Source organism: Pseudomonas sp. 9_2_1, from assembly GCF_059295275.1.
This window is the reverse complement of sequence record NZ_CM181239.1, coordinates 572,131-586,924: the sequence shown is the minus strand read 5'-3', so window position 1 is coordinate 586,924 and position 14,794 is coordinate 572,131. Positions and strand designations below refer to the sequence as shown.

Below are 14,794 nucleotides of genomic sequence, written 5' to 3'. Positions count from 1 at the left end.
ACTCGAGCAGAGGGCGTCAATGCCGCCTCAAGTCACTCGGAGGGCACGTATTCTACAACTTCCAGATCGAATCCGGATATCGCGTTGAACTTCATCGGCGAACTCATCAGGCGCATCTTGCGCACGCCGAGGTCGCGCAGGATCTGCGAACCGGCGCCAACGGTGCTGTAGGTGGTCGGTGCCTTGGTCGGCACATCGCCCGCGCTTTCGCGGATGTGCGCCAGCAGCACGTCGCCGTCCAGCGGGTGACCCAGCAGCAATACCACGCCGCTGCCAGCCTCGGCCACGGCGGCCATGGCCGCACGCAGGCTCCAGCGGCCCGGCTGCTTGACCAGCAGCAGGTCGCGCAGCGGGTCCATGTTGTGAACGCGCACCAGGGTTGGCTCTTCGGCGCAGATCTTGCCCAGGGTCAGGGCCATGTGCACGTCGCCTTCCACTGCATCGCGGTAGGTAACCAGGTTGAATTCACCCAGTTCGCTTTCGACCGGTTGCTCGGAAACGCGCTGCACGGTGCGCTCGTGGATCATGCGGTAGTGGATCAGGTCGGCGATGGTGCCGATCTTCAGGCCGTGCTCGGCGGCGAACACTTCCAGCTCGGCGCGACGCGACATGGTGCCGTCGTCGTTCATCACTTCGCAGATCACGCCACTGGGCTCGAAACCGGCCATGCGCGCCAGGTCGCAGGCTGCCTCGGTGTGCCCGGCACGGGCCAGGGTGCCACCTGGCTGGGCCATCAGCGGGAAGATGTGGCCAGGGCTGACGATGTCTTCGGCCTTGGCATCCTTGGCGGCGGCGGCCTGCACGGTGCGGGCACGGTCAGCGGCGGAGATGCCGGTGGTGACACCCTCGGCGGCTTCGATCGACACGGTGAACTTGGTGCCGAAGCCCGAGCCGTTGCGCGGCGCCATCAGCGGCAGCTTCAGGGTTTCGCAACGCTCGCGGGTCATCGGCATGCAGATCAGGCCACGGGCGTGCTTGGCCATGAAGTTGATGTGCTCGGGCAGGCAGCATTCGGCTGCCATGATGATGTCGCCTTCGTTCTCGCGGTCTTCGTCATCCATGAGGATGACCATTTTGCCCTGGCGGATGTCTTCTACCAGTTCTTCGATGCTGTTGAGCGCCACGCGGCACCCCCTTCTCAATCAGGATTTCAAGAAGCCATTGGCGGCCAGGAAGCTTTCGGTGATGCCACTGCCCTTGCTCGGTTCGGCGGCCTTGTCACCCAGCAGCAAGCGCTCCAGGTAACGGGCCAGCAGGTCGACCTCAAGGTTTACCCGACGCCCTGCACGGTAGTCGGCCATGATGGTTTCGGACAGGGTGTGCGGGACAATGGTCAGCTCGAACTCGGCGCCATTGACCTCATTGACCGTCAGGCTGGTGCCGTCGACGGTGATCGAACCCTTGTGGGCGATGTACTTGGCCAGTTCCTTCGGTGCACGCACGCGGAACTGGATGGCGCGCGCGTTATCGCTGCGCGAGATGATTTCGCCGACCCCGTCGACATGGCCGCTGACCAGGTGCCCACCCAGGCGAGTGGTGGGGGTCAGGGCCTTTTCCAGGTTGACCTTGCTGCCGCTCTTGAGGTCGATGAAGGCGGTGCGCTTGAGGGTTTCGACGCTGACGTCGGCCCAGAAGCCGTCGCCCGGCAGTTCGACCGCAGTCAGGCACACGCCATTGACGGCAATGCTGTCGCCAAGCTTGACGTCCGCCAGGTCGAGCTTGCCGGTTGCGACATGCACGCGCACGTCACCGCCCTTGGGGGTGAGGCTGCGAATGGTGCCGATGGATTCGATGATGCCGGTGAACATGGGGTCTTCCTCAAAAACGGTTTGCGCGGGGCAAGCCCGGCATTATACGCCGGACGCCGGCAGGGGCATGGCCGTGACCCGCCAGTCATCGCCCACTGCGCGCATTTCGGTAATTTTCAGCCGCGGGGCTTCGCTCATCTTCTCCAGCGGCCAGTCCAGCAGCGGGCGGGCGTGGGAACCGAGGAAGGTGCCGGCGACGAACAGCTGGTACTCATCTATCAGGCCCAGCCTGGCAAAGGCACCGACCAGGCCGGCACCGGCTTCCAGCAGGATTTCATTGACCCCGCGCCTCGCCAGGGCCTGCAGCAGCGCCGGCAAGTCAACCTGGCCATTGTCACCCGGCAGGCTGAGCAGTTCGTGGCCGGCAGCGGCATAGCGCGGGTCATCCGCGACAGCGCACACCACCAGAGCCGGGCCGGCCTGGAAGAACGGCGCATCCAGTGGCAGGCGCAAGCGGCCATCGACCAGCACGCGCAGCGGTGTGCGGCTAAGTGCCAGGCGGGTGGTTTCGGCGTCCAGCCCAAGCTCCGTGCCACGCACGGTCATGCGCGCGTTGTCGGCCAGCACGCTGGCGGCGCTGGTCAGCACCACGCTGGACCGGGCGCGCAGGCGCTGCACCGCCGAGCGGGCGGCCGGGCCGGTGATCCACTGGCTTTCACCACTGGCCATGGCGGTGCGACCGTCCAGGCTCATGGCCAGCTTGGCCCGCACGAACGGCAGGCCGTGCTCCATACGCTTGAGGAAGCCCGGATTGAGTGCCCGGGCCTCGGCTTCGAGCACGCCGCTGGCGACTTCGATGCCGACCTCGGCCAGGCGCCGCAGGCCCTGCCCCGCCACCTGCGGGTTGGGGTCCTGCATGGCTGCAACGACCCGCGCCACGCCGGCCTTGACCAGCGCCTCGGCGCACGGCGGTGTGCGGCCATGATGGCTGCACGGCTCCAGGGTGACGTAGGCGCAGGCGCCGCGGGCAAGTTCACCGGCCTGGCGCAGGGCATGCACTTCGGCATGCGGCTCGCCGGCGCGCACGTGCCAGCCTTCGCCCACCACCTGGCCATCGCGCACGATCACGCAGCCTACGCGCGGATTCGGGTGGGTGGTATACAGGCCTCTGCGCGCCAGCTCCAGCGCGCGGGCCATGTAGTGGGCGTCGAGGATGGCAGCTTGGCTGGGCATGTTCACTCTTTGGCCGGCTCGCGAGCCAGGCGGTCGATTTCTTCGCGGAACTCGTCAAGGTCCTGGAAGCGCCGGTAGACGGAGGCAAAGCGGATGTAGGCCACTTCGTCGAGCTTGCGCAGCTCGGCCATGACCATTTCACCCACCACCAGCGATTTGACTTCGCGCTCGCCGGTGGCCCGCAGGCGGCTCTTGATGTGCGCCAGTGCCGCTTCCAGGCGCTCGACGCTGACCGGGCGTTTTTCCAGTGCCCGTTGCATGCCGGCGCGCAGTTTGTCTTCGTCGAAGGGCTGGCGGGTGCCGTCCTGCTTGATCAGCCGCGGTAGCACCAGCTCGGCAGTTTCGAAGGTGGTGAAGCGCTCGCCACAGGCCACGCATTCGCGGCGGCGGCGCACCTGCTCGCCCTCGGCGACGAGACGAGAGTCGATGACCTTGGTGTCGTTGGCACCGCAAAAGGGACAGTGCATGGTGGCAGGCAACAAAAAAAGGGAGGGCCATGGTAGCGCATCCCACTGGCAAGACAAGCCAAAGGGGTTAACATCCAAGGGAAATCTGCCCGTGAAGGACTACCCCATGCACTACCGAGCGCTCGTCGTGCTGTGCTGCGCCGCCCTGCTTGCCGCCTGCGGCAGCGACAGGCCGAAGACCGATACCCCCGCAGCACCCACCCCCGCCCGGTCGGCCAAGCAGGCCGAAGTATTGGGCCCGTTGCCGGCCTACCAGCGCGAACTCAGCGGTACCCTGCTGGAAATCCCGGCCGGCGCCAACGTGGAGCTGGCCTTGCTGGTCATCGACGAACGTGACCGCCCGCAACGCCTGCTGGCCAGCAGCAACCTGACGGGCACCGGCCAGGCCCTGCCCTACCACCTGCGCTTCAACCCTGAGGCCTTTCCGGCCGGGGCCCGGGTCGAGCTGCGTGGCCGCGCCAGCAGCTCCGGCCAGCTGATCATGCACCTGCCACCGGTGCGCATAACCCAGGCCCAGACCCAGGCCACCGGCCCGCTGCGTTTCGAGAAGGCGCCATAGTGGCACCGCTGGCCCTGCAACAGGCCCTCAGCGGCCTGATCGGCGAAGCGCGGCTGGTGGTCAGCGAGCTGCCCGGCTGTGACCTGAAGCTGTGGCTGATCGATGACCAGAACATGGACCGCGCCTTCAGCAGCGAAGAAACCCGGCGCATTCTTGAAGAGCCGCCCTACTGGAGCTTCTGCTGGGCCAGTGGCCTGGCCATGGCCCGTTACCTGGCCGAGCGCCCGGAGTGGGTGGCCGGCAAGCGGGTGCTGGACTTTGGCGCCGGCTCCGGCATCGCTGGCATTGCCGCGGCCCGCGCCGGTGCGCTGGAAGTGGTCGCCTGCGACCTCGACCCGCTGGCCCTGGATGCCTGCCGTGCGAATGCCGCGCTCAACGGTGTGGAACTGGCTTACAGCAGCGATTTCTTTGCCGAGGCCGACCGCTTCGACCTGATCCTGGTAGCCGATGTGCTGTACGACCGCGCCAACCTGCCGCTGCTCGATGCCTTTCTCGGTCGCGGCCGCCAGGCGCTGGTGGCCGACTCGCGGGTGCGTGACTTCAGCCACCCCCAGTACCAGCAACTGGGCGTGCTCGAAGCACTGACCCTGCCCGACCTGGCCGAGCCACACGAATTCCGCCGGGTCAGCCTGTACCACGCCAGCCGCGACACCTTATAGTGGTGCCATCCACGAGTTTGCGAGAGTCGCGATGACCCAAGACACCCCGTACATTTTCGACGCCACCGATGCCAACTTCCAGCAACTGGTGATCGAGAACTCCTTCCACAAGCCGGTGCTGGTGGACTTCTGGGCCGAGTGGTGCGCACCGTGCAAGGCGCTGATGCCCTTGCTGGCGAAGATCGCCGAGGGTTACCAGGGCGAGCTGCTGCTGGCCAAGATCAATTGCGATGTGGAGCAACAGGTAGTTGCCCAGTTCGGCATCCGCAGCCTGCCGACCGTGGTGCTGTTCAAGGACGGCCAGCCGGTGGACGGTTTTGCCGGTGCGCAGCCGGAATCCGCCATTCGCGCCATGCTCGAACCCCACGTGCAACTGCCCCCCGCCCCCACTGCATCGCCGCTGGAACAGGCCAAGACGTTGTTTGCCGAAAGCCGTTTTGCCGAGGCCGAAGCGCTGTTGCAGGTGCTGCTGGGTGAAGACAACAGCAATGCCGAGGCGTTGATCCTGTACGCCCGTTGCCTGGCCGAGCGTGGTGAGCTGGGTGAAGCGCAAGTGGTGCTGGACGCGGTCAAGACCGATGAGCACAAGGCAGCACTGGCCGGTGCCAAGGCGCAGCTGACCTTCCTGCGCCAGGCCGCGAGCCTGCCGGAAGTGGCAGACCTGAAGAGCCGCCTGGCGCAGAACCCGCAGGATGACGAAGCGGCTTACCAGTTGAGCATCCAGCAGCTGGCGCGGCAGCAGTACGAAGCGGCGCTGGATGGGCTGCTGAAGCTGTTCCAGCGTAATCGTGGCTATGAGAACGGGCTGCCGCAGAAGGCGATGCTGCAGGTGTTCGAGTTGCTGGGTGGGGATCACCCGTTAGTTGGGGTTTATCGTCGCAAGCTGTCGGCGCTGATGTTCTGATAATCATGGGGCCGCCTTGCGGCCCCATGATTCTGAAACCATCACCCCACCCAGTGATAAACCGGCGAATCCACGCCACTTTCCACCTTCACCTCACTGCTATGCCGCAAGCGCACCAGCAGCCGCTTGCCTGCCGCCGTACTCCCCGCCAGCCCTTCCAGACGGTCCAGCAATTCCGGCCCGCTCATCTGCCCTGCCAAACGCAGCACATCACGCGCCGCGGTCCACTGCCCGTCGTCCGAACGCGCCGCCGCAACAGCTGCCGGGGCTGCGGCCTGCGCCACCGCCGGCACACCGACCTGCCGCCCAAGTTGCGCCCACTCTTCAGGCGCCAGCTCGATGGTCAGGTCCACCGGCCATTCACCAATCTGTCCACGAATTCTCACGATGCGTTCCTTGAGCAAGGTCAATGCAGCCATGCTACCCCAACATGAAACCTGCGCCACACAGACTGGCGGCGCGAATAAATCTTGTTATAACATAACTAAATCTTTCAGCCCGCTCCGGAGCCATCCATGCGTCGCCTGCTGCTCGCCCTGCCCTTCGCCTTGCTGCCACTGGTCGTAGCCCATGCCCACGACGAGCATGATCATGACCATGCGCATGGCACCCTCGGCGCCCACGAGCATGGCGTTGCCAAGCTCAACGCCGTGCTTGATGGCAACACCCTGGAGCTGGAGCTGGACAGCCCGGCCATGAACCTGGTCGGTTTCGAACATGCCGCCAGCAGCGATGCCGACAAGGCCAAGGTCGCCGCCGTACGCCAGCAGCTGGAAAAACCCCTGCAGCTGTTCGGCCTGCCTGCCACTGCCGGCTGCAAAGAAGACCAACAAGCGCTGGAAAGCCCGCTGTTCGGCGACACCGCGAAAGCCGACGACGATGGCGACGCGCATGAGCACGGCCACCAGCACAGCGACATCGGCGCCCACTACCAGCTGACCTGCGCCAACCCCGAAAAACTCACCCAGGTGGACCTCGCGCCGCTGTTCAAAGCCTTCCCGGCCACGCAGAAGATCAACGTGCAACTGATCGGCGCCAATGGCCAGAAAGGCGTGGAAGCGACGCCGGCCAAGGCTGCGGTCGTCTTCTGAATGAGCCAGCCGTTGATCGAACTGCATGACCTGATGTTCGCCTGGCCAGGCCAGCCGCCGCTGCTGGATATTCCGGCGTTTCACCTGGACGCCGGTGAAGCACTGTTCCTCAAGGGCCCCAGCGGTAGTGGCAAAACCACATTGCTGGGCCTGCTGGGCGGGGTGAATGTGCCGGGGCAGGGCCGTATACAACTGCTCGGCCAGGACCTTGGCAGCCTGGGCCAAGGTGCCCGCGACCGCTTTCGGGTCGATCACACGGGCTACATCTTCCAGCAGTTCAACCTGCTGCCGTTCCTGTCGGTACGCGAAAACGTCGAGCTACCCTGCCGCTTCTCGCACACCCGCAAGGCCCGCGCCGTGCAGCGCCACGGCAGTGTCGACCAGGCAGCCAGCACGCTGCTGGCGCACCTGGGCCTGGGTGACCCTGCCCTGCTCACGCGCCGTGCCGACAGCTTGTCGATCGGCCAGCAGCAGCGGGTCGCCGCTGCCCGTGCACTGATCGGCCAGCCCGAGCTGGTGATTGCCGACGAGCCGACCTCGGCACTGGATGCCGACACCCGCGAAGCGTTCATTGGCCTGCTGTTCGACGAATGCCGCGCCGCTGGCGCCAGCCTGCTGTTCGTCAGCCATGACCAGAGCCTGGCGCCGCTGTTCGACCGCCACCTGTCGCTGGCCCAACTGAACCGCGCCGCCACGCCCCGGGAGGCATGATGTACCTGCTCCGCCTTGCCCTGGCCAGCCTGGCCAACCGCCGCTTCACTGCATTTCTCACCGCCTTTGCCATCGCCTTGTCGGTGTGCCTGCTGCTGGCAGTCGAGCGCGTGCGCACCGAGGCGCGTGCCAGCTTTGCCAGCACCATCAGCGGCACCGACCTGATCGTCGGCGCCCGTTCGGGTTCGGTGAACCTGCTGCTGTATTCGGTATTTCGCATCGGCAACGCCACCAACAACATTCGCTGGGACAGCTATCAGCACTATGCCAGGGACCCGCGGGTAAAGTGGGCAATCCCCATTTCGCTGGGCGACTCGCACCGCGGTTACCGGGTGATGGGCACCACTGGCGACTACTTCAGCCATTACCAGTACGGCCGCCGCCAACACCTGGAATTGAGCCAGGGCCGCGCCTTTGCCAACGACCCGTTCGAAGTGGTGCTGGGTGCCGAAGTGGCCGACGCCTTGCACTACAAGCTGGGCGACAAGCTGGTGCTGGCCCACGGCGTTGCGGCGATCAGCCTGGTCAAGCATGACGACAAGCCGTTCACCGTGGTCGGTGTGCTCAAACGCACCGGCACCCCGGTCGATCGTACCCTGCACATCGGCCTGGGTGGCATGGAGGCCATCCATATCGACTGGCATAACGGTGTGCCGGCCCGTGGTGCCGGGCGGATCAGTGCCGAGCAGGCGCGCACGATGGACCTGCAGCCTGCCGCCATCACCGCGTTCATGCTTGGGCTGAACAACAAGATCGCAACCTTCAGCCTGCAGCGCGAAATCAACGAGTACCGCAACGAGCCGTTGCTGGCCATTTTGCCCGGGGTGGCACTGCAAGAGCTGTGGAGCCTGATGGGCACCGCGGAACAGGCGCTGTTCGTGGTTTCGCTGTTCGTGGTGCTGACCGGGTTGATCGGCATGCTTACGGCGATTCTCACCAGCCTCAACGAGCGCCGCCGGGAGATGGCGATATTGCGCTCCGTGGGCGCACGGCCGTGGCATATCGCCGGTTTGCTGGTACTGGAGGCGCTATCGCTGGCAGCGGTCGGCATCCTCGCCGGGCTAGGCTTGCTGTATGCCGGTATAGCCCTGGCCCAGGGGTATGTGCAGGCCAACTATGGTTTGTACCTGCCGCTGGCGCTGCCAAGCGCTCATGAATGGACCTTGCTGGCTATCATCCTCGGGGCTGCGCTGCTGATGGGTAGCGTGCCGGCGTGGCGTGCCTATCGGCAGTCGCTGGCCGATGGTTTGTCCATACACCTCTGAGAGCCAGTAATGATCCAGTACCTCATGCGCTTGTTCGCGGGTAAACCCGCTCCCACAGGTACTGCACAGCCCTTGAACCCTGTGCAGTACCTTGTGGGAACGGGTTCACCCGCGAAGAGGCCAGCGCAGACAGCAAAAATCCTGTTGATCATGCTGCTCTCGCTGGCAATACCTGCCTGGGCCGCCGAACCCAAGGAGCTGGACTGGCCCGCCCTCATCCCCGAAGGCGCCCCGGTCATCCCGCCACAACTGGCCCCACTGCACGACCTGTCGCAAATCAGCAGCGCCCTGTCTGCCGAGTCCGCCCCCGCAGCGCGCCAGCAAGCCCCCGACGCGCCAGTGGTGAAAAGCCTCGACGGCCAGCAGATCAAACTGCCCGGCTACATTGTGCCGCTTGAAGTCAGCGAAGAGGGCCGCACCACCGAGTTCCTGCTGGTGCCCTACTACGGCGCGTGCATCCACGTACCACCGCCACCGTCGAACCAGATCGTGCATATCTTCAGCGAAATGGGTGTGCGCGTCGAAGACCTCTACCAGCCCTACTGGATCGAGGGAAAGATGCAGGTCAGAGCCTCCAGCAGCGAACTGGCAGACGCCGGTTACCAGATGGAAGCCGAGAAAATATACGCTTATGAGCTGAAATGAGAACCACTTCGAATTCTTGCGGACGCTTCTTTTGAGCTGGGTCAAACAATCGGTTTAGACGGCTCCGTACCATTGGACTACTCGATTACTCACGTCCTTTGGGAGCTTCCATGAACAAGTCCTTGCTCGGCGCCGCCCTCGCGGCCCTGGCGCTCGCTGCCCCTGTTGCCCACGCCCACCAGGCGGGCGATGTCATCGTCCGCGCCGGCGCCATCACCACTGCCCCCAACGAGAGCAGCGGCGACCTGAAATTCGACGGCAACAAGGTATCGGGCACCAAGGCTACCCTGGACAGCGACACCCAGCTGGGGCTGACTTTCGCCTACATGCTCACCGACCACATCGGCCTGGAACTGCTCGCCGCCACGCCGTTCAAGCACACCGTCGGCGTCAAGGGCCTGGGCGGCGGCCTGGATGGCAAGCTGGCGAACATCAAGCAGCTGCCACCGACCTTGTCGTTGCAGTACTACCCGATGGAGCCGAACTCCCGGTTCCAGCCGTATGCCGGCGTCGGCATCAACTACACCCTGTTCTTCGATGAAGACCTCAGCAGCAGCCGCAAGCAACAGGGTTTCAGCAACCTGAAGCTGCAGGACTCGGTCGGTATCGCCGGTCAGCTGGGCATGGACTACATGATCACTGACAACCTGCTGGTGAACGCCTCGGTCTGGTACGTCGATATCGATACCAAGGCCAGCGTCAACGGCCCGACCGCCTTGGGCTACAGCAAGACCAAGGTCGACGTGGAAGTCGACCCGTGGGTCTACATGGTCGGCCTGGGCTACAAGTTCTGACCTGAGCACTGCAGGGCGGCCTCGGCCGCCCTCGCCCGTTGCAGCCATAGCCAATGCCCCAGTGCGAACGCACTGATCGCCATGCCAAGCCCGCATACCGCAGCCCAACCCCAATGGGCGTACACCCAGCCCGCCAGCACCGCCCCCAAGCCACTGCCCAGCGAATAGCAGCACATGTAGGCGCCAATCAAGCGGCTGGCCATCACGCCACGCCCGGCCAGCAATATGCTCTGGTTGGTCACGTGCACCGCCTGCACGGCGAAGTCCAGCATCAGCACCCCCAGCACGAAGGCAATCAGTGAATACTCGACGAATGCCGTGGGCAGCCAGGACAGTACCAGCAGCGCCAGCGCCAGCCCGGTGCTGCGCTCGCCCAGCCCCTGGTCGGCCAGGCGACCGGCGCGCGCCGCCGCCAATGTGCCTGCAACACCTGCCAGGCCGAACAGGCCGATCTCGGTATGGCTCAGTGCCAACGGCGCAGCACTCAAGGGCATGACCATGGCACTCCACAGCACGCTGAACGCCGCGAAGATCAACACACCGAACAACCCGCGCTGACGCAGCAGCCGGTCGTGCCGGTACAAGCTGAACTGGGCAGCGATCAAGGCCCGGTAGCCCGGCCCGTGCGCCATGCGCTGCCCGCTCGGCAAGGTGCGCCACAACACCAGGGCCATAAGCATCAGCAGCCCAGCTGCAACCAGGTATACGCTGCGCCAGCCGGCCACATCAGCCAGCCCGCCCGAGACCAGGCGCGCTAAGAGAATCCCCAGCACCACGCCACTGGTCACGGTCCCAACCGCCCGCCCTTGCTGGCCGGGTACGGCCATGCTCGCGGCATGCGCCACCATCACCTGCACCATCACTGCCATCAGCCCGGTAGTAGCCAGGGCCAACAGCAACACGGACCAGTTCGGCGCCATACCCACCCCGACCAGAGCCACCGCAGAGAACAGCAACTGGCCAAGGATCAGGCGCTTGCGGTCGATGAGGTCGCCCAGCGGCACTATCAGCAACAGCCCAAAGGCGTAGCCCGCCTGGGTCGCGCCGACCACCCAGCCGATCTGCTGCTGCGCCACCCCCAGCTCGGCGGCCATCGATTCGAGTAACGGCTGGGCGAAATACACCGTCGCCACGGCCATGGCGCTGGTGATGGCCAGCAGGAGGGTTATCCAGCGTGTCTGCGAAGGGGTCATCGGCTGGCCTCGAAAACTGGTTTCGAATTGAAACCACATGCTGGCTATTTAGCAAATGTAGTTTTAATCTGCAACCAGATAACCACGGCAGGCCGACTCCATGCTCGACGAAAACAATGCGCAATGCCCCGTGGCCCGGGCCCTGGAGGTACTGGGTGACCGCTGGGCGCTGATGATCCTGCGCGATGCCTTCGATGGCCTGCGGCGCTTCAGTGAGTTTCAGAAGAACCTGGGGTTGGCGAAGAACATCCTCGCCACGCGGCTCAAGCTGTTGGTGGAGAGTGGGTTGCTGGAGATGCAGCCGGCTTCGGATGGCAGCGCTTACAAGGAATATGTGCTGACCGGGAAAGGCCGCTCGGTGTTTCCGGTGGTGGTTAGCTTGCGGCAGTGGGGGGAGAAGTTTCTGTTCGAGGCGGGCGAGGTGCGATCGGAGTTGGTGGAAGCGGCTAGCGGCCACGGGCTTGAGACGTTGCAGGTGCGCGGCCAGGACGGGCGGGTTTTGAATGCCGAGGATTGCCTGCGCAGAGTTGTGCGGCATGGGTGATCATGGGGCTGCTTTGCAGCCCATCGCCGGCAAGCCAGCTCCCACAGGTACCGCGTTGATCTTGCGATTACTGGATCTTGTGGGAGCTGGCTTGCCGGCGGTTGGGGCGCAGAGCGCCCGCAATGGATATCAGCTTTTACCCAAAAGCCGCGCCAAACCCTCGACCATCGGCGTCGCCTGCGGAAAATCGAACCGCGCCAGCAAACGCTGGTTGTCCGCCCGCGAATGGCGAATGTCACCCGAACGCGCTGCGGCGTAGCTGACCGCAGGCAAACTGCCAACCACCTTCTCCAGCGCGGCCAGCAACTGGTTCAGCGAAGTGGCCTGGTTGAGGCCGATATTCACCGCCCCCTCCTGCACCTGAGGCTGCTCCAGCGCCTGCACCATCACCTGCACCAGGTCGCCCACGTAGAGGAAATCGCGGGTCTGCTCGCCATCGCCAAACACGGTGATCGGCGAACCCTGCACTGCGCGCTCGGCGAAAATGCTGATAACCCCGGAATACGGCGAGGACGGATCCTGACGCGGCCCGAAGATGTTGAAGAAGCGAAACACCACCGGCTCCAGGCCATGCTGACGGCGGTAGAAGTCCAGGTACTGCTCACTGGCCAGCTTGTCCACGGCATACGGGGTCAACGGCGCCTTGGGCGTGTCTTCGGCAATCGACTCGCCCTCGCCATTGTTGCCGTACACCGCCGCGCTGGAGGCGAACAGTACCCGGCGCAGCCCATGCACGCGCATGGCTTCGCACACGTTGAGGGTGCCGATGAAGTTGCTTTGGTGGGTGCGTACCGGGTCCTCGACCGAGGCCTGCACCGAGGCCACTGCTGCCAGGTGCACCACGGCACGGCAGCCAGCCGCGGCCTGGGTGACCAGCGCTGCATCGGCGACATCACCTTCGATCAGTTGCAGCCGGGGGTGGTCGAGCTGCAGGTTGGCCCGCCGGCCGGTGGACAGGTCGTCGAGAATGCGTACGGCGTAGCCTTTGTCCAACAACGCATCGCACAGGTGGGAACCAATGAAGCCGGCACCGCCGGTGATCAGGATGGGGGCGTCAGCCATGGCGATAGAACCGGTCCAGTAAGGGCGGCAGGCCGGCACGCCAGGCGCGCGGCTTGATACCGAAGGTATGAAGAATTTTCTTGCAAGCCAGTACTGCGTGCTGTGGCTCTTCGCTGGCATCCGGGCGCGCCGCATGCGCCTGCGGCGTCGGTGCCTGCACAGCCAGCTGGCGGTAATGCCCGGCCTCGGTAAGTATCGCCTGGCCCAGCGCCAGCGGCGTGGTCGCCTCGTTGCCGGCGTAATGGTAGGTGCCCCACAGCGGCGCGCTACAGTCGAGCTGCTTGAGCACCGACAGGATCACCCGCGCGGCATCGTCGACCGGTGTCGGGTTGCCACGCCGGTCATCGGCCAGCAGCAGCTCTTGCGGCTGCTCGGCGCGGGTCAGGAAGCGGCCGAGGGCACCGTCGATGCTTTCGTCGAGCAGCCAGCCAAAGCGCAGCAGCACATGCTGCGGGCAAGCCGCGCGCACGCTCTGCTCGATACGCCACAGCGCCTGGCCACGCAGGCCGAGCGGCACTGGTTCGTCTTTTTCGCTGTAGGCCGTGGCCCGCGAACCGTCGAACACGCGATAGCTGGACGGCTGGATCAGGGTGATCTGGTGGTGCTGGCACAGTTCTGCCAGCCGCTCCACCGCCCGCTCCTGCTGAGCCAGGCGCTGCTCGCTGACCGACTCGGCCTGGAACCAGTCGAAGTAATAAGCCAGGTTGACCACGGCATCGGGGCGGTGATCATCGAGCAGCTGAGTGAGGCTGGCCGGGGCCCAGCCATTCTCGGGCGGGCGCGGCGCCAGGAAAGCGATGTCCTCCTCGGCCCCAAGACGAATCAGCGCTTGCCCGAGGGCATTGCCACCACCCAACAGCATTAGGCGCATACGCATAGAGTCAGCAGATCCGGAAGAGGTTAATGAATGAAAGGGGCATTTTGCGGTTTCCGATACGGGAAGTCCAACCACAGGGTTTATTGAGTTCCCTGTACTGACCTGATCGCGAGCAAGCCCGCTCCTGCAGGTAGCCCACTATTTCTGTATCAGCGTACCCGCGAAGAGGCCGGTTCCGGCAATATCCCTATTCAATCTCGAACAAACTGTTACGCAACGGCCCCACGCTCAGCCGCTCGCGTACATCGTCATCTATGCGCGGATCATCCGGCTGGTACAGCTTTACCTGTCGATAGGCATTGATGCGGTTGATCTCCTCTCCCAGATATTCCCACACCACCCGGGTACAGGCCGGGTTGCGCCGGTCGCCGCTGGATACCCCGGCCTTCAGGCCGTTGAGGCGGGTAATACGGCTTTTGAAGCTGGGAATGAGGATGGTCTGGCTCATTTCGTTGAAGGTGAGCGACTCGTAGTCGATGAGGAACACCCGGTCCTGCAACTGGAAAGCCGCACCCAGGTAGCGGCAACGTACTTCGGCATGCTGGTCGGCTGCGCTGGAGCGCTCCTGCCGCTCCTGACGTTCGAACAGGAAACGGCCGCGTTCCTCCCACAGATGCACCAGCGAGACGAGGATGGTGCCGGGTACCGACATGCAGTTGGAATACTCGAAGTAGTAACCGCAATAGCGCGACAAATTGCCCGCGTGTTCATGCAGCGGTCGGAACAGCTCGCTGATGGGGTCGCTGGGCTGATCGGCCAGGGTCGACACGCGGGCGCCGATCAACCGGGCGAACTGCTCGGCCGGCAGGTTCAGCTCGTAATCCTCGACACCGAAGAAATCGCCGATGCGCTTCAGGTTGAAAGCCGTCGGGCGGCTCTGGCCGCTCAGGTACTTGTTGAACTGCGCGCGGTTGATCGACAGCTGCCGGCAAACTTCGGAGATAGAGCGGTAGTGGCTGCAAGCCAGCTTGAGGTTGGTAGCGAAATGATCGCTCATGTGCGGAACCCAGGTGACGCGAATGGCGCCATTGTAGCATCAAGT

The 14,794-nt window shown here is 64.6% G+C and carries 18 protein-coding genes; 9 read left to right on the top strand and 9 right to left on the bottom strand.

Going from position 1 to position 14,794, the window contains the following annotated elements; genetic code table 11:
* Positions 1–32 precede the first annotated feature (32 nt).
* Genes ribBA through nrdR form a run of 4 tightly spaced genes read right to left on the bottom strand, consistent with a single transcriptional unit; the run spans position 33 to position 3,448 of the window.
* Entirely contained in the window at positions 33–1,124 is a 1,092-nt protein-coding gene (gene ribBA / locus AC5O5I_RS02590) for a bifunctional 3,4-dihydroxy-2-butanone-4-phosphate synthase/GTP cyclohydrolase II (protein WP_172286624.1), read from the bottom strand.
* Positions 1,125–1,142: 18 nt separating this feature from the next.
* A complete protein-coding gene (locus AC5O5I_RS02585; protein WP_172220561.1) occupies positions 1,143–1,808 on the bottom strand; it encodes a riboflavin synthase in 666 nt (221 codons plus the stop codon).
* A 42-nt stretch (positions 1,809–1,850) separates the two neighbouring features.
* Positions 1,851–2,981 carry a bifunctional diaminohydroxyphosphoribosylaminopyrimidine deaminase/5-amino-6-(5-phosphoribosylamino)uracil reductase RibD gene (gene ribD / locus AC5O5I_RS02580; protein ID WP_494512022.1) on the bottom strand — a complete coding sequence of 377 codons (1,131 nt, stop codon included), beginning with the start codon at positions 2,979–2,981 and terminating at the stop codon, positions 1,851–1,853.
* A gap of 2 nt (positions 2,982–2,983) precedes the next feature.
* Complete coding sequence (nrdR, locus tag AC5O5I_RS02575) at positions 2,984–3,448, bottom strand: transcriptional regulator NrdR (protein WP_009685710.1); 465 nt, start codon at positions 3,446–3,448, stop codon at positions 2,984–2,986.
* 106 nt (positions 3,449–3,554) lie between these two features.
* Here nrdR and AC5O5I_RS02570 point away from each other — a divergent pair, with 106 nt between their 5' ends.
* From AC5O5I_RS02570 to trxA, 3 genes are read left to right on the top strand one after another with little or no spacing between them, the layout of a single operon-like run.
* A complete protein-coding gene (locus AC5O5I_RS02570; RefSeq protein ID WP_172287054.1) occupies positions 3,555–4,007 on the top strand; it encodes a YbaY family lipoprotein in 453 nt (150 codons plus the stop codon).
* A complete protein-coding gene (locus tag AC5O5I_RS02565) occupies positions 4,007–4,666 on the top strand; it encodes a class I SAM-dependent methyltransferase (protein ID WP_172220570.1) in 660 nt (219 codons plus the stop codon). The genes AC5O5I_RS02570 and AC5O5I_RS02565 overlap by 1 nt, the downstream gene beginning before the upstream one ends.
* Before the next feature lie 31 nt (positions 4,667–4,697).
* Positions 4,698–5,570 (top strand): thioredoxin, encoded by an 873-nt coding sequence (gene trxA / locus AC5O5I_RS02560; protein ID WP_494512021.1) that lies wholly within the window; start codon positions 4,698–4,700, stop codon positions 5,568–5,570.
* Positions 5,571–5,611: 41 nt separating this feature from the next.
* Here trxA and AC5O5I_RS02555 read toward each other — a convergent pair whose 3' ends face one another.
* Positions 5,612–5,956 carry a hypothetical protein gene (locus AC5O5I_RS02555; protein ID WP_172220650.1) on the bottom strand — a complete coding sequence of 115 codons (345 nt, stop codon included), beginning with the start codon at positions 5,954–5,956 and terminating at the stop codon, positions 5,612–5,614.
* Positions 5,957–6,085: 129 nt separating this feature from the next.
* Here AC5O5I_RS02555 and AC5O5I_RS02550 point away from each other — a divergent pair, with 129 nt between their 5' ends.
* From AC5O5I_RS02550 to AC5O5I_RS02530, 5 genes are all read left to right on the top strand, one after another.
* Positions 6,086–6,661: a DUF2796 domain-containing protein gene (locus tag AC5O5I_RS02550; RefSeq protein ID WP_494512020.1), complete on the top strand. Its 576-nt coding sequence runs from the start codon at positions 6,086–6,088 to the stop codon at positions 6,659–6,661.
* The gene (locus tag AC5O5I_RS02545) at positions 6,662–7,372 is read left to right on the top strand and encodes an ABC transporter ATP-binding protein (protein ID WP_172220579.1); all 711 of its coding nucleotides are present in this window, start codon (positions 6,662–6,664) and stop codon (positions 7,370–7,372) included.
* Entirely contained in the window at positions 7,372–8,637 is a 1,266-nt protein-coding gene (locus AC5O5I_RS02540) for an ABC transporter permease (protein WP_172220582.1), read from the top strand. Before AC5O5I_RS02545 ends, AC5O5I_RS02540 begins: the two co-directional genes overlap by 1 nt.
* A gap of 150 nt (positions 8,638–8,787) precedes the next feature.
* Positions 8,788–9,282 (top strand): DUF3299 domain-containing protein, encoded by a 495-nt coding sequence (locus tag AC5O5I_RS02535; RefSeq protein WP_172220653.1) that lies wholly within the window; start codon positions 8,788–8,790, stop codon positions 9,280–9,282.
* Between the two features lie 110 nt (positions 9,283–9,392).
* A complete protein-coding gene (locus AC5O5I_RS02530) occupies positions 9,393–10,076 on the top strand; it encodes an OmpW/AlkL family protein (RefSeq protein WP_172220585.1) in 684 nt (227 codons plus the stop codon).
* Here the strand turns inward: AC5O5I_RS02530 and AC5O5I_RS02525 are convergent.
* Positions 10,064–11,269, bottom strand: a complete 1,206-nt coding sequence (locus AC5O5I_RS02525; protein ID WP_494512019.1) for an MFS transporter — start codon at positions 11,267–11,269, stop codon at positions 10,064–10,066. The two genes, AC5O5I_RS02530 and AC5O5I_RS02525, sit on opposite strands and share 13 nt — an antisense overlap.
* A gap of 100 nt (positions 11,270–11,369) precedes the next feature.
* Here AC5O5I_RS02525 and AC5O5I_RS02520 point away from each other — a divergent pair, with 100 nt between their 5' ends.
* Entirely contained in the window at positions 11,370–11,813 is a 444-nt protein-coding gene (locus AC5O5I_RS02520) for a winged helix-turn-helix transcriptional regulator (RefSeq protein ID WP_172287050.1), read from the top strand.
* A 129-nt stretch (positions 11,814–11,942) separates the two neighbouring features.
* On the opposite strand, the gene AC5O5I_RS02515 is transcribed toward AC5O5I_RS02520, so the two are convergent.
* The 3 genes from AC5O5I_RS02515 to AC5O5I_RS02505 form a co-directional block, all read right to left on the bottom strand.
* Positions 11,943–12,875: an NAD-dependent epimerase/dehydratase family protein gene (locus AC5O5I_RS02515; RefSeq protein ID WP_172220594.1), complete on the bottom strand. Its 933-nt coding sequence runs from the start codon at positions 12,873–12,875 to the stop codon at positions 11,943–11,945.
* The gene (locus AC5O5I_RS02510) at positions 12,868–13,752 is read right to left on the bottom strand and encodes a sugar nucleotide-binding protein (RefSeq protein ID WP_172220597.1); all 885 of its coding nucleotides are present in this window, start codon (positions 13,750–13,752) and stop codon (positions 12,868–12,870) included. The genes AC5O5I_RS02515 and AC5O5I_RS02510 overlap by 8 nt, the downstream gene beginning before the upstream one ends.
* A 187-nt stretch (positions 13,753–13,939) precedes the next feature.
* A complete protein-coding gene (locus AC5O5I_RS02505) occupies positions 13,940–14,749 on the bottom strand; it encodes a helix-turn-helix domain-containing protein (RefSeq protein WP_172220621.1) in 810 nt (269 codons plus the stop codon).
* Between the last annotated feature and the right edge of the window lie 45 nt (positions 14,750–14,794).

Bases quoted from the DNA above. Each gene is read 5' to 3' on its own strand.
- AC5O5I_RS02515 (WP_172220594.1), bottom strand. From the start codon at position 12,875: ATGGCTGACGCCCCCATCCTGATCACCGGCGGTGCCGGCTTCATTGGT.
- ribD (WP_494512022.1), bottom strand. From the start codon at position 2,981: ATGCCCAGCCAAGCTGCCATCCTCGACGCCCACTACATGGCCCGCGCG.
- nrdR (WP_009685710.1), bottom strand. From the start codon at position 3,448: ATGCACTGTCCCTTTTGCGGTGCCAACGACACCAAGGTCATCGACTCT.
- AC5O5I_RS02510 (WP_172220597.1), bottom strand. From the start codon at position 13,752: ATGCGTATGCGCCTAATGCTGTTGGGTGGTGGCAATGCCCTCGGGCAA.
- AC5O5I_RS02545 (WP_172220579.1), top strand. From the start codon at position 6,662: ATGAGCCAGCCGTTGATCGAACTGCATGACCTGATGTTCGCCTGGCCA.
- AC5O5I_RS02505 (WP_172220621.1), bottom strand. From the start codon at position 14,749: ATGAGCGATCATTTCGCTACCAACCTCAAGCTGGCTTGCAGCCACTAC.
- AC5O5I_RS02570 (WP_172287054.1), top strand. From the start codon at position 3,555: ATGCACTACCGAGCGCTCGTCGTGCTGTGCTGCGCCGCCCTGCTTGCC.
- AC5O5I_RS02535 (WP_172220653.1), top strand. From the start codon at position 8,788: ATGCTGCTCTCGCTGGCAATACCTGCCTGGGCCGCCGAACCCAAGGAG.
- trxA (WP_494512021.1), top strand. From the start codon at position 4,698: ATGACCCAAGACACCCCGTACATTTTCGACGCCACCGATGCCAACTTC.
- AC5O5I_RS02540 (WP_172220582.1), top strand. From the start codon at position 7,372: ATGTACCTGCTCCGCCTTGCCCTGGCCAGCCTGGCCAACCGCCGCTTC.
- AC5O5I_RS02530 (WP_172220585.1), top strand. From the start codon at position 9,393: ATGAACAAGTCCTTGCTCGGCGCCGCCCTCGCGGCCCTGGCGCTCGCT.
- AC5O5I_RS02585 (WP_172220561.1), bottom strand. From the start codon at position 1,808: ATGTTCACCGGCATCATCGAATCCATCGGCACCATTCGCAGCCTCACC.
- AC5O5I_RS02525 (WP_494512019.1), bottom strand. From the start codon at position 11,269: ATGACCCCTTCGCAGACACGCTGGATAACCCTCCTGCTGGCCATCACC.
- AC5O5I_RS02520 (WP_172287050.1), top strand. From the start codon at position 11,370: ATGCTCGACGAAAACAATGCGCAATGCCCCGTGGCCCGGGCCCTGGAG.
- AC5O5I_RS02550 (WP_494512020.1), top strand. From the start codon at position 6,086: ATGCGTCGCCTGCTGCTCGCCCTGCCCTTCGCCTTGCTGCCACTGGTC.